Here is a 12,713-nt window from a genome sequence, read left to right as displayed (position 1 = left end):
ACAACGTAAATACAAGACGCAGAACAAGCGTCATTGTCATCGGGGGTCAATATCATGGCGACGCGCGCACCAGCGGCGGGCGCCCGGACGGCGGCACAGTCACGGGCGAAATCAGGGAAGGGGCGCAAGGCACCCACCCAGTACAACTTCGAGTGGGAAGGCAAGGACCGCAAGGGCAAGACCTTCACCGGCGAGCTGCGCGCCGAAAACCAGGCCGAGGTCACCGCCACGCTGCGCAAGCAGGGCCTGACCATCGTCAAGCTGAAGAAGCGCAAGGCCGCGCGCGGGCGCAAGATCACCGAGAAGGACATTGCCTACTTCACCCGGCAACTGTCCACCATGCTCAAGGCCGGCATTCCGCTGCTGCAGTCGATCGACATCATCGCGCGCGGGCACGTGAACCCCAACTTCACCCAGCTGCTGTCCGACATCCGCTTCGATATCGAGGCCGGCAGCAGCATGGCCGCGGCATTCCGGCGCCATCCGAAGTATTTCGACACGCTCTACTGCAACCTGATCGATGCCGGCGAACAGGGCGGTATCCTGGACTCGCTGCTGGAGCGCCTGTCGCTCTACATGGAAAAGACCATCGCGCTCAAGAGCCAGATCAAGTCGGCGATGATCTACCCGATCGCGGTGCTGACCGTGGCCTTTGCCGTCACGGTGATCCTGATGCTGTTCGTGATCCCGGCGTTCAAGGGCGTGTTCTCCAGCTTCGGCGCCAACCTGCCGGCGCCGACGCTGCTGGTGATCGCGATCTCGGACTTCTTTGTCCAGTACTGGTACCTGGTGATCGGGGTGCCGGTGGCGGCCATCACCTTCTACCTGCGCGCGCTGAAGAAATCGGAAAAAGTGCAGCGCACCACCGACCGCGCGCTGCTCAAGCTGCCGATCTTCGGCAACCTGTTCCGCAAGGCCGTGATCGCGCGCTGGACCCGCACGCTGGCCACCATGTTCGCCGCCGGCACGCCGCTGGTGGAGTCGATGGAGTCCGTGGCCGGCGCGGCCGGCAACTGGGTCTACTACGACGCCACGCGCGAGATCGAGCAATCGGTGCGCATCGGCACCAGCCTGACCAACGCGATGCAGGCCACCCATGTGTTCGACAACATGGTGCTGCAGATGACGCAGATCGGCGAGGAGTCCGGCGCGCTGGACAATATGCTGCTGAAGGTGGCCGAGTTCTACGAGCGCGAGGTCGACGACGCCGTCGCCGCCATCTCCAGCCTGATCGAGCCGCTGATCATCGTGGTGCTGGGTGTGCTGATCGGCGGCATGGTGGTGGCGATGTACCTGCCGATCTTCAAGCTGGGACAGGTGGTGTAAGCGATGTTGTCTGCGTGGTCTGCTTCTCCCTACCTTTCGTCGACCCCCACTGGTAGCGCGCCGCTGCTGCAGGCGCTGGTGGCGCTGCCACCCGCCTTCCTGGTGGCGGTCGCGGCGTTGCTCGGGCTGGTGGTCGGCAGCTTCCTCAATGTGGTCATCCACCGGATGCCGCGCATGATGGAGCGCGACGAGGCCAACTATATCGCCGAGCTGCGCGGCGACCCGCTGCCCTACCCCGGCCGCTACAACCTGATGGTGCCGCGCTCGGCCTGCCCGCATTGCGGCCACGCGATCGCGCCCTGGGAAAACGTGCCGGTGCTGAGCTACCTGTTCCTGCGCGGACGCTGCTCGGCGTGCAAGGCGCCGATCAGCGTGCGCTATCCGCTGGTGGAGCTGGCCTGCGGCGTGCTGAGCGCGTTGGTGGCGTGGCGCTTCGGCCCCGGCGGGCAGGGGCTGGCCGCGCTGGTGCTGGTGTGGGCGCTGCTGGCGCTGACCATGATCGATGCCGACACGCAATTGCTGCCGGACCAGATCACGCTGCCGCTGCTGTGGCTGGGCCTGCTGCTGAACCTGGGCAGCCTGTTCGTGGCGCTGCCCGACGCGGTGATCGGCGCCGCTGCCGGCTACCTGGCGCTGTGGACGGCCTACTGGCTGTTCCGGCTGGTGCGCGGCAAGGAAGGCATGGGCTTCGGCGACTTCAAGCTGATGGCGGCACTGGGCGCCTGGTTCGGCTGGCAGGCGCTGCCGGCGCTGGTGCTGCTGTCGTCGGTGGCCGGCGTGCTGTTCGGGCTGGCCAATATCGCGCTGCGCCGCCAGGAGCGCGATACGCCGTTCCCGTTCGGGCCCTTCATCGCGCTGGCCGGCGTGGTGGTGCTGCTGTTCGGCCCCGGCGTGCTGCCGCTGTTTGCCTGGCCATGACGGCCATGGCGTTGTCCGACGTTGGCCACTGAAGCTGGTATCGTTGCGGCAACACCGTCAAACAGAACCTCACATGCTGGAAATCGGACTGACCGGCGGCATCGGCAGCGGCAAGACCCGCGTGGCCGACATGTTCGCCGCGCGTGGCGCGGCGATCATCGACACCGACCTGCTCGCGCATGAGATCACCGCCCCGGGCGGGCGCGCCATCCCGGCGCTGGTCGAGGCCTTCGGCCCCGCCTGCCTGCGCCCGGACGGCGCCATGGACCGCGACGCGATGCGCGCACTGGTGTTTGCCGACCCCGCCGCCAAGGCGCGGCTTGAATCCATCACGCACCCGCTGATCCGTGCGCTGACCACCGAGCGCGCCCAGTCGATCCGCAATGCCGGCGAGCATCCCTACCTGATCTACGTGGTGCCGCTGCTGGTGGAATCGGGCTCATGGCGCGAGCGCGTGGGCCGCGTGCTGGTGGTGGACTGCACCGAGGCCACCCAGGTGGCGCGCGTGATGGCGCGCAACGGCTTCAGCCGCGAGCAGGTGCAGGCCATCATGGCCAGACAGGCGACACGCGGCGCGCGCCTGGCATGTGCCGACGACGTCATCGACAACGACGGGCCCGTGGAGGCGCTGGTGGCCCAGGTCGACCGGCTCGATCGCCACTATCGTGAACTGTCGGCCGCGGCCAGGGTCAATCCATAACGCGCGACCCGGCACGCCAGCGCATGGCATCACGCACGCGACATTGTCCTCGGCCCTTGTCTCGCATAGAATGCGCTGGAATAAGCGGGGAAATCACCGCATACTGCCGGTATCCGCCTGCCATATATCGCCCCTTCCGGCATTTCCCGGGCCTCATTCTGCACCGGGCCGCTCCTGAAAGCGCCCGACGCCCTGCACGGACATAGCACTTGATTCTGTACGAATACCCTTTCAACGAACGCATCAGGACACTCCTGCGCCTGGAGGACCTGTTCGATCGGCTGGAATACTTTCTCGGCCAGGATCATGCCCATCAGCACCATGTCGCGCTGACCACGCTGTTCGAGATCATCGACGTGGCCGGCCGCGCCGATCTCAAGACCGACCTGATCAAGGAACTGGAACGCCAGCGCCAGGCCCTGGCGCCGCTGCGCGCCAACCCGCAGATCGACCAGGAGGCGCTCGACGCCATCATCGGCGAGATCGAGCAGGGCATCGGCCTGCTCAACCAGACCGTGGGCAAGGCCGGCCAGCTGCTGACCGACAATGAGTGGCTGACCAGCATCCGCAGCCGCGCGATCATCCCCGGCGGCACCTGCGAGTTCGACCTGCCGGCCTATTATGCCTGGCAGCACCGCCCCGCCGAAGACCGCCGCGCCGATATCCTGAAGTGGGTTCGTCCGCTGCTGTCGCTGCGCATGGGCACCACCATCGTGCTGCGCCTGCTGCGCGAAGCCGGCCAGAGCGGCAAGGTGATCGCCACCGGCGGCAGCTACCAGCAGATGCTGTCCGGGCGCAGCTACCAGCTGATGCAGGTCTGGCTGGACGATTCGCTGCTGGCCTTCATCCCCGAGATGAGCGCCAACAAGTACATGCTGTGGGTGCGTTTCACGCAGCAGGACGGCGACCTGCGTCCGCGCTCGGTCGATGCGGATATCCCCTTCCTGCTGAAACTCTGCAACTTCTGAAGCCTGCGCTGAACGCTATGCCTGCTGTCGTCAAATGCCCCACCTGCGGCACCGATGTGGCCTGGGTGGCCGACAACAAATTCCGCCCCTTCTGTTCCGAACGCTGCAAGCAGATCGATCTTGGCGCCTGGGCGTCCGAGAAATACGTGATCGGCGGCAAGCCGGGCGAGACCTCCGCCGACCAGCCTGAAGACGAGGACGACTGAAGCGCCCTCGCCTTCATCGTCGCCAGTCGTTCAGTGCGCCGCCGCCAGCACGCGGCGGTAGAACCCCACGCACACCAGCACGAACACAGCCAGGCCCAGCCACTGCGCGGCCGCTTCAAACCCGCTCCCGACCAGCGCCAGCGGCGCATCCCTGCCGGACAGGCCGATTACCGCGGCCAGCATCACGCCGACCAGGCTTTCCCCCACGATCAGGCCCGAGGCCAGCAGCGTGCCGCGCCGCTCGGCATGTTCCAGCGCCAGCCTGACGTCGTCGCCGCGCGCGGTGGCGCGGCGGCGTTCGCTGCGCAGCAGGAGCCACGACAGCACCGCCCCCACCACCAGCGCCGAGCTGATCGTCGGCGGCAGGTAGATGCCGATGCCCACCGCCAGCACCGGCAGGCGCGCTGCGCCGCGGCGGCGGCGCAGCACCTCGTCGATGGCGATCAGCACCGCGCCCAGCCCGATGCCGATCAGGATCATGGTCCAGTTGAGCTGGTGGGTGAAGATGCCGGTGGCGATCGCCGTCATCAGCGTCGCCTGCGGTGCGGCCAGCGCCTGGTTCGGGTCCATGCCCGCGCGCGGCAGCGCGCCCGCGAAGCCATATGCGCTGTAGAGCAACTCCAGCACCGGCGGGATCACCGCCGCGCCGACCACGCAGCCGATCAGCAGCGCCACCTGCTGGCGCCACGGCGTGGCGCCGACCAGCCAGCCGGTCTTCAGGTCCTGCAGGTTGTCGTTGGCGATCGACGCCACCGCCACCACCGCCGAGGTGGTGAAGATCGCCAGCGCAATCGCGAACTTGCTGCCCTCGGGCGTGGCCAGCAGCCCGTCGGCCTTGCCCGCCACCAGGATCAGCAGCGACACCAGGATCACCGCGATGATGCCGATGCCCGAGATCGGGCTGGCCGACGAACCCACCAGCCCGGCCATGTAGCCGCACGCGGCCGCCACCAGGAAGCCGAAGATAAACGCGAACACCACCGCATAGATCACCAGGCGCCAGCGCGCACCGCCATCGAGCGGCGCCGGCGCGAGGAACCACGCGAACACCGTCACCAGCACCGCCAGCAGCGCCAGCATCACCAGCCCGATCCATTTGGCCGGCATGTCCTGCTGCGTGCGCGGCATCTTGCCCTGCCCTGCCGGCCCACCCTGCAGCGCGCCGAACGAGGCGCGGATGCCGTACAGCATCGGCCCGGCCAGCGACAGCAGCGTCCAGATCGCCGCGATGCCGATGGTGCCGGCGCCGATAAAGCGCGCCTGCTGGCTCCACACCATGGTGCCGAAGGCCGACAGCGTGGCGCCGTCCGGGCGCGGCGTGATGGCCGTCAGCCACGGCACCGCGACGCCCCAGGTCAGCACCAGCCCGAGCAGCATGGCCAGCCCGCCGACGATGCCGACCAGGTAGCCCGCGCCCACCAGCGCCAGCGAGAAGCCCATCGACAGCCGCACCACCGAGGCGCCGGCAGACAGCCAGAAGTTGGCACCCTCGGCCAGCACGCGCAGCCCGCCGGCGGCAAAGCTGAACAGCCCCGCCACCAGGCCGCCGGCCATCAGGTCGGCCAGGCCGGTCGCCTGCGGCTTCTGGCCCGGCGCGGCCTCGTCGGGCACGGCGCTGCCCACGCGCAGGATCTCCGCGGCGGCCACGCCCTCGGGGTAAGGCAGCTCGCTCTGCACCACCATCGCATGACGCAGCGGGATGCTGAACACCACGCCCAGCATGCCGCCGGCCGCGCAGATCGCCAGCGTCTGCCAGAACGGGAAGCCCTGCCAGTGGCCCAGCATCACCAGGCCCGGCAGGATAAAGATGATCGACGACAAGGTGCCCGCGGCCGAGGCCTGCGTCTGCACCATGTTGTTTTCCAGGATGTTGGCGCCGGGGAAGAGCCGCAGCACGGCCATCGAGATCACGGCCGCCGGGATCGCCGACGAGAACGTGAGGCCGACCTTCAGGCCCAGGTAGATGTTGGAGGCGGTGAACACGACCGTGATCAGCGCACCGAGGATGATGCCGCGCAGGGTCAGTTCAGGCAGGGAAACGTCGTCGGCGATACGATCGACACGTAGCATGCAGGTTCCTTTCCTGTGGGTCAGGGCCTGGTCAGGCCCTGGCGGCGCAAAAGCGGGCGCCGCGGCCGCTTGCCTGACGGCGGCGCTTGCACGCTGGAATGGCAGGATCAGCCTTTGCCGGATTCCTCGGCCAGCCACTCCACCACGGGAATGGTGGCGGGCAGCAGCGGCCCCACCGTCACCGGCGTGCGCTGCCACGAGAACGCCTGGCCTTCGCGGCCGACGGGGTCGCCCCGCCAGTCGGTGACCTTGCAGAAATGCAGCCGCACATAGGCGTGCGGGTAATCATGTTCCAGGATGTGCCAGCGCTCGCATTGCGTGACATCAAGACCCAGTTCTTCATGGAGCTCGCGGGCGAGTGCTGCCTCCACCGATTCGCCCGGCTCGAGCTTCCCGCCGGGGAATTCCCAGTAGCCCTCGTAGGGCTTGCCGGCCGGGCGCTGCGCCAGCAGAAAGCGGCCGTCGGGCTGCACCAGCACGCCGACCGCCACCTCGGTCACCTTGCGCGGCGGGTTGCCGCCGGTCTGCGCAGGGTTCTGCGCGGAGTTCTGCGTGCCCGCGCTCATGCCCTGGTGTCTCCGGCAACATCGGCGATATAGGGCTTGCCGTGCTTGCCGCCCCAGTCGCGCGCGAACTGCCACGCCACGCGGCCCGAGCGCGAGCCGCGCTCCAGCGCCCACACCAGCGCGTCGCCGCGCGCCGCGGCGATGTCCTCTTCGGTGCAGCCGAAGTGCCTGAGCCAGTGGCCGACGATGGCCAGGTACTCGTCCTGCTTGGGCGGGTAGAACGACAGCCACAGCCCGAAGCGCTCGGACAGCGAGATCTTCTCTTCCACCACTTCGCCGGGATGGATCTCGCCGTCGTCGGTGTGGCGGTAGGTCTCGTTGTCCTTCATGTACTCCGGCAGCAGGTGCCGGCGGTTGGAGGTGGCGTAGATCAGCACGTTGTCCGACTGCGCCGCCACCGAGCCGTCCAGCGCCGATTTGAGCGACTTGTAGCCCGACTCGCCTTCCTCGAACGACAGGTCGTCGCAGAAGATCACGAAACGCTCGGGGCGCTGCGCGACCAGCTCGACGATATCGCCGAGGTCGCCCAGGTCATCCTTGTCGACCTCAACCAGGCGCAGCCCGTCCTTGACGAAGGCATTGAGGCAGGCCTTGATCAGCGACGACTTGCCGGTGCCGCGCGCGCCGGTCAGCAGCACATTATTGGCCGGCAGCTGATTCACGAACTGGCGCGTATTGCCGACGATGGCGTCCTTCTGGCGCTCGATGTTCTTCAGGTCGTCCAGGTGGATCGGCGGCAGCTGGCGCACCGGCTGCAGGTAGCCGATATTGCCGAACAGGCTCTGCCGCTTGCGCCAGCGGAACGCCACGGCCTCCTGCCAGTCGGCGTCGCTCAGTTGCGGCGGCAGCCATTGTTCGAGTCGGGCGAGGAAGTTGTCGAGGCGGGCGGCGAGGTCAGACATGGCAGGGGCGCGCTAGCGGCGCGGTATCGGCTGGCAGGGAAATCGATGTCCTTCCCGCGTGGGCGGGAAGGACGGACAGGCTTAAGAACGATAGTCAGCGTTGATCGACACGTAGTCGTGCGACAGGTCGCAGGTCCATACGGTCGCTTCGGCCTTGCCGCGGCCGAGCGCGATGCGCACGGTGATCTCGGCCTGCTTCATTACGCGCTGGCCGTCTTCTTCGCGGTAGTCGGGATTGCGGCCGCCGTCGCGGGCGACCCAGACATCGTCCAGCCACAGGTTCACGCGGTCGACGTCGAGGTCGTTCACACCGGCGTAGCCGACCGCGGCCAGGATACGGCCCAGGTTGGGGTCCGAGGCGTAGAACGCGGTCTTGACCAGCGGCGAGTGCGCCACGGCATAGGCGATCTGGCGGCACTCGGCCACATCCTTGCCGCCTTCGACGCGGATGGTCATCAGCTTGGTGGCGCCTTCGCCGTCGCGCACGATCATCTGCGCCAGCTCCTGCGCCAGCGCGGTCACCGCGTCGCGCAGCGCCTCGAAGGCCGGGCCTTCGGCGCGGTCGACCACGGCGCCGGACTTGGCCGTCGCGATCAGCACGAACGAGTCGTTGGTCGAGGTATCGCCATCGATCGTGATGCTGTTGAACGAGTGGTCGGCCGCGTACGACACCAGCGCCTGCAGCACCGGCTGGGCCACCGCGGCGTCCATGGCGATAAAACCGAGCATGGTCGCCATGTTCGGGCGGATCATGCCCGCGCCCTTGCTGATGCCCGACAGCGTCACGGTCTTGCCGTCGATCTGCACCGTACGCGACGCGGCCTTGGGCTGCGTGTCGGTGGTCATGATGGCCTCGGCGGCGGCCAGCCAGTTGTCCGGCCTGGCATTGGCGATGGCGGCGGGCAGGCCGGCGACGAGGCGATCAACCGGCAGCGGTTCCAGGATCACGCCGGTCGAGAACGGCAGCACCTGCTGGGCGGCAATCCCCAGTTGCGCTGCCAGCGCGTCGCAGGTGGCGCGGGCACTGGCCAGGCCCGGCTCGCCGGTGCCGGCGTTGGCATTGCCGGTGTTGACCACCAGCGCGCGGATGCCCTTGCCCGCGGCGAGATGCTCGCGGCAGACCTGCACCGGCGCGGCGCAGAAGCGGTTGCTGGTGAAGACGCCGGCCACGGTGCTGCCTTCGGCCACGCGCACCACCAGCACGTCCTTGCGGTTGGCCTTGCGGATGCCCGCCTCGGCCCAGCCCAGCTCCACGCCGGCGACGGATTTCAGGTTCTCTGCCTGGGGCAGCGGAAGATTGACGGGCATGTGGACTCCTCTGTTCCTGCTTGCGCTTTCTGCTAGTGAATTGCTTGTCTCAGACGAACATGCCCGCTAAGGGCGGGCATGTCGTTTCCATTCGCGGCACGCCCCGTGCGACGGGCGTAACGTCATACCGGTGCGCGGCTCAGCTGAGCTTGCCGTGGCACTGCTTGAACTTCTTGCCCGAGCCGCACGGACACGGGTCGTTGCGGCCGACCTTGGGCATCTCCGCCAGCGCCAGTTCGGCGGCGGCCATGGCCGCGCCGGTGCGCGGCGACGGCACTTCTTCCACCGGCTCGCGGCCTTCGGCGAACTCGTCGTGCTTGTACTGCAGGTTCTCCAGGTGCGACAGGCCTTCTTCGATCTCTTCCGAAGCCTGCTCCAGCTCTTCCGGCGACTGGATCTGCACGTTGAAGGTCACGCGCGTGACTTCGTTCTTGATCAGGTCCAGCAGGCGCGCGAACAGCTCGAACGACTCGCGCTTGTATTCCTGCTTGGGATCCTTCTGCGCATAGCCGCGCAGGTGGATGCCCTGGCGCAGGTGGTCCAGCGCGGCCAGGTGCTCGCGCCAGTGCGTGTCGATGCTCTGCAGCATGACCGAGCGCTCGAAGCCGGCGAACGACTCGCGGCCGACCAGCGCGACCTTGCTGCCGTAGCGCTCCGCGGCCGCCTTCATGATCAGGTCGAGCAGCGCTTCGTCCTCGATGCTCTGCGCGCCTTCGATGGTCTGCGCCAGCGGTACTTCCAGGCCCCAGTCCTCGCGCAGGCGCGTTTCCAGGCCGGTGATGTTCCACTGCTCTTCCATGGTGTCGGCCGGCACGTGGTCGCGGAACAGCTCGACGATCACGCTCTCGCGCAGGTTGCCCACCATCTCGCCGACGTCCTGGGCTTCCAGCACGTCGTTGCGCAGCTTGTAGATTTCCTTGCGCTGGTCGTTGGCGACGTCGTCGTACTGCAGCAGCTGCTTGCGGATGTCGAAGTTGCGGCCTTCCACCTTGCGCTGCGCCGATTCGATCGAGCGCGTGACGATGCCGGCTTCGATCGGCTCGCCCTCGGGCATCTTCAGGCGCTCCATGATGGCGCGCACGCGGTCGCCCGCGAAGATGCGCAGCAGCTGGTCGTCCAGCGACAGGTAGAAGCGCGACGAACCCGGGTCGCCCTGGCGCCCGGCACGGCCGCGCAGCTGGTTGTCGATACGGCGCGACTCATGGCGCTCGGTGCCGACGATATGCAGGCCGCCGGCGGTCTTGACCTGCTCGTGCAGCGAATGCCACTCATCCTCGAGCTGCTTGATGCGCGCGGCCTTCTCGGCGTCGGACAGGTTCGGGTCCGCCTCGATAAAGCCGGACTGCTTCTCCACATTGCCGCCCAGCACGATGTCGGTACCGCGCCCGGCCATGTTGGTGGCGATGGTGATCATCTTGGGGCGGCCGGCCTGGGCCACGATCTCGGCTTCGCGCGCGTGCTGCTTGGCGTTGAGCACCTGGTGCGGCAGCTTCTCTCGGTCGAGCAGGCCCGACAGGTATTCCGAGGTCTCGATCGAGGTGGTGCCCACCAGCACCGGCTGGCCACGCTCGTAGCAGTCGCGGATATCGCGCACCACGGCGTCGTAGCGCTCCTTGCCAGTCTTGTAGATCTGGTCCTGCTGGTCCTTGCGCTGGGCCGGGCGGTTGGTCGGGATCACCACCACTTCCAGGCCGTAGATCTCCTGGAACTCATACGCTTCGGTGTCGGCCGTGCCGGTCATGCCGGCCAGCTTGTTGTACATCCGGAAGTAATTCTGGAAGGTGATCGTCGCCAGCGTCTGGTTCTCTTGCTGGACGGTGACGCCTTCCTTGGCTTCCACGGCCTGGTGCAGGCCGTCGGACCAGCGGCGGCCGGTCATCAGGCGGCCGGTGAATTCGTCGACGATCACGACTTCGTCGTTCTGCACCACGTAGTGCTGGTCGCGATGGAACAGGCTCTGCGCGCGCAGGGCGGCATACAGGTGGTGCATCAGCGTGATGTTCTGCGGCGCGTAGAGCGACTCGCCCTCGCCGATCAGGCCCAGCTGCGACAGGATCTCTTCGGCCTTCTCGTGGCCGGCCTCGGTCAGGTAGACCTGGTGGCCCTTCTCGTCGACGTAGTAGTCGCCGGGCTTCTCGACGCCGGTGCCGTCGGCCTTTTCCTCGCCGATCTGGCGCTCGAGCAGCTTGGGGATGCCGTTCATGCGCTGGTACAGGTCGGTCTGGTTCTCGGCCTGGCCGGAGATGATCAGCGGGGTGCGGGCCTCGTCGATCAGGATCGAGTCCACTTCATCGACGATGGCGTAGTTCAGCGGGCGCTGCACGCGCTGCGACGGGTCGTAGACCATGTTGTCGCGCAGGTAGTCGAAGCCGAACTCGTTGTTGGTGCCGTAGGTGATGTCCGAGTTGTACGCCGCCTGCTTGGCGTCGTGCGGCATCTGCGACAGGTTCACGCCCACCGACAGGCCCAGGAAGTTGTACAGCCGGCCCATCCACTCGGCATCGCGCTGCGCCAGGTAGTCGTTGACGGTGACCACGTGCACGCCCTTGCCGGTGATGGCATTCAGGTACACGGCCAGCGTCGCGGTCAGCGTCTTGCCTTCGCCGGTGCGCATTTCGGCGATCTTGTTGTCGTTCAGCACCATGCCGCCGATCAGCTGCACGTCGAAGTGGCGCATCTTCATGACACGCTTGCTGGCCTCGCGGCAGACGGCGAAGGCCTCGGGCAGCAGCGCCTCGAGCGCTTCGCCGCCGGCGTGGCGCTGCCGGAAGGTCTCCGTCATGCCGCGCAGTTCGTCGTCCGAGAGCTGCTCGAACTTCGGCTCCAGCGCATTGATCTGCGCCACCGTGCGGAGATATTGTTTGATCAGCCGCTCATTGCGGCTGCCGAAGACTTTCTTGAGAAGGCCCGTGATCATCGATTGCTTTCACCTGCGCGGAACCGGGCTGGCATCCCCAGGGAAGGCGGGCTGCTCCGGCGACCGGGCGCGGAAATGGATAGATTGGCGCAAAACGCCGAGTTTATCATGTGCCGGGGTCACGGCCGGCTGGGGGTGGGCCGTGTTGCACCGGACCCGCCACACCCGCCTGAATATTGTCCCCGGGGCTTGCCAGCCGCAGTTTGGGGTGATTGCGCCAGCTTCAATCCAGACATGGCCGGCGTGCGCACGCGCCGCCCCTTGCTAGAATGGATGCATGCGCCGCTTCACCCACCACGCCCTGCAGACCCCCGCCGCCAAGCCGCTCAACGACTGGCTGGCCAAGGCCGGCCCGGTTTCGTCACTGATGCAGACCGCACGCCAGTTGTCGGTGCTGGAGGCCGAGGTGCTGGCGCTGCTGCCCGCCGGCATGCACGCCGGGCTGGCGGTGGCAGGCATCAAGCGCGACCCGGGCGACCCCAACGGCCAGGTTCTGCTGTTGCTGGCCGCCCATGGCGCGGCCGCGGCGCGGGTGCGCCAGATCGTGCCGACGCTGCTCGGGCGGCTGCAGCAGCGCGGCTCGCCGGTCACCTCGATCCGGGTGCGGGTGCAGCCGGAAGTGCAGCGCCACTCGGACTGGGAAGTGGAGCCAGTGGCACGCCCGCGCACCGGCGGCCGCATGACGCCCACGGGACTGGCCAACCTGGACCAGCTCGCGCGCAGCCTGCCGGACTCGCCGCTGCGCGACGCGCTCAATACCCTGCTGGCCCACCACCGCTGAACGCGAGGGCCGCCTGAAATAGAAAAGCCGACCCGAAGGTCGGCTTTTTCA

11 protein-coding genes are annotated in these 12,713 nt (G+C 67.5%); 6 read left to right on the top strand and 5 right to left on the bottom strand.

Annotated features, from left to right (window positions below):
* The first annotated feature begins 54 nt into the window (after positions 1–54).
* The 5 genes from DN412_RS16950 to DN412_RS16930 all read left to right on the top strand — a co-directional run bounded on the left by DN412_RS16950 (position 55) and on the right by DN412_RS16930 (position 4,118).
* Complete coding sequence (locus tag DN412_RS16950; RefSeq protein ID WP_115212690.1) at positions 55–1,326, top strand: type II secretion system F family protein; 1,272 nt, start codon at positions 55–57, stop codon at positions 1,324–1,326.
* A gap of 3 nt (positions 1,327–1,329) precedes the next feature.
* Positions 1,330–2,244 carry a prepilin peptidase gene (locus DN412_RS16945; RefSeq protein WP_115212689.1) on the top strand — a complete coding sequence of 305 codons (915 nt, stop codon included), beginning with the start codon at positions 1,330–1,332 and terminating at the stop codon, positions 2,242–2,244.
* A 73-nt stretch (positions 2,245–2,317) separates the two neighbouring features.
* Positions 2,318–2,944 (top strand): dephospho-CoA kinase, encoded by a 627-nt coding sequence (gene coaE / locus DN412_RS16940; protein ID WP_115212688.1) that lies wholly within the window; start codon positions 2,318–2,320, stop codon positions 2,942–2,944.
* 209 nt (positions 2,945–3,153) lie between these two features.
* The gene (gene zapD, locus DN412_RS16935) at positions 3,154–3,912 is read left to right on the top strand and encodes a cell division protein ZapD (RefSeq protein WP_078197965.1); all 759 of its coding nucleotides are present in this window, start codon (positions 3,154–3,156) and stop codon (positions 3,910–3,912) included.
* Positions 3,913–3,929: 17 nt separating this feature from the next.
* Complete coding sequence (locus DN412_RS16930) at positions 3,930–4,118, top strand: DNA gyrase inhibitor YacG (protein ID WP_078197966.1); 189 nt, start codon at positions 3,930–3,932, stop codon at positions 4,116–4,118.
* Between the two features lie 30 nt (positions 4,119–4,148).
* On the opposite strand, the gene DN412_RS16925 is transcribed toward DN412_RS16930, so the two are convergent.
* The 5 genes from DN412_RS16925 to secA form a co-directional block, all read right to left on the bottom strand.
* The gene (locus DN412_RS16925) at positions 4,149–6,188 is read right to left on the bottom strand and encodes an OPT family oligopeptide transporter (protein ID WP_115212687.1); all 2,040 of its coding nucleotides are present in this window, start codon (positions 6,186–6,188) and stop codon (positions 4,149–4,151) included.
* A gap of 107 nt (positions 6,189–6,295) precedes the next feature.
* Positions 6,296–6,754 (bottom strand): NUDIX domain-containing protein, encoded by a 459-nt coding sequence (locus tag DN412_RS16920; protein WP_115212686.1) that lies wholly within the window; start codon positions 6,752–6,754, stop codon positions 6,296–6,298.
* The gene (locus tag DN412_RS16915) at positions 6,751–7,656 is read right to left on the bottom strand and encodes an ATP-binding protein (RefSeq protein ID WP_115212685.1); all 906 of its coding nucleotides are present in this window, start codon (positions 7,654–7,656) and stop codon (positions 6,751–6,753) included. Before DN412_RS16915 ends, DN412_RS16920 begins: the two co-directional genes overlap by 4 nt.
* Positions 7,657–7,737: 81 nt before the next feature.
* On the bottom strand, positions 7,738–8,964 hold the full coding sequence (argJ, locus tag DN412_RS16910; RefSeq protein WP_115212684.1) for a bifunctional glutamate N-acetyltransferase/amino-acid acetyltransferase ArgJ: 1,227 nt from the start codon (positions 8,962–8,964) through the stop codon (positions 7,738–7,740).
* A gap of 139 nt (positions 8,965–9,103) precedes the next feature.
* On the bottom strand, positions 9,104–11,881 hold the full coding sequence (secA, locus tag DN412_RS16905; RefSeq protein WP_115212683.1) for a preprotein translocase subunit SecA: 2,778 nt from the start codon (positions 11,879–11,881) through the stop codon (positions 9,104–9,106).
* A gap of 277 nt (positions 11,882–12,158) precedes the next feature.
* On the opposite strand from secA, the gene DN412_RS16900 reads away from it, so the two are divergent.
* Entirely contained in the window at positions 12,159–12,662 is a 504-nt protein-coding gene (locus DN412_RS16900) for a DciA family protein (protein WP_078197972.1), read from the top strand.
* Positions 12,663–12,713: the final 51 nt, after the last annotated feature.

Origin of the sequence: Cupriavidus lacunae, from assembly GCF_003353055.1 — a bacterium.
In the GTDB taxonomy this organism is placed as follows: Bacteria; Pseudomonadota; Gammaproteobacteria; order Burkholderiales; family Burkholderiaceae; genus Cupriavidus; species Cupriavidus lacunae.
The sequence above is the reverse complement of the archived record's forward strand: the minus strand, read 5'-3'. Positions and strand labels throughout refer to the sequence as shown.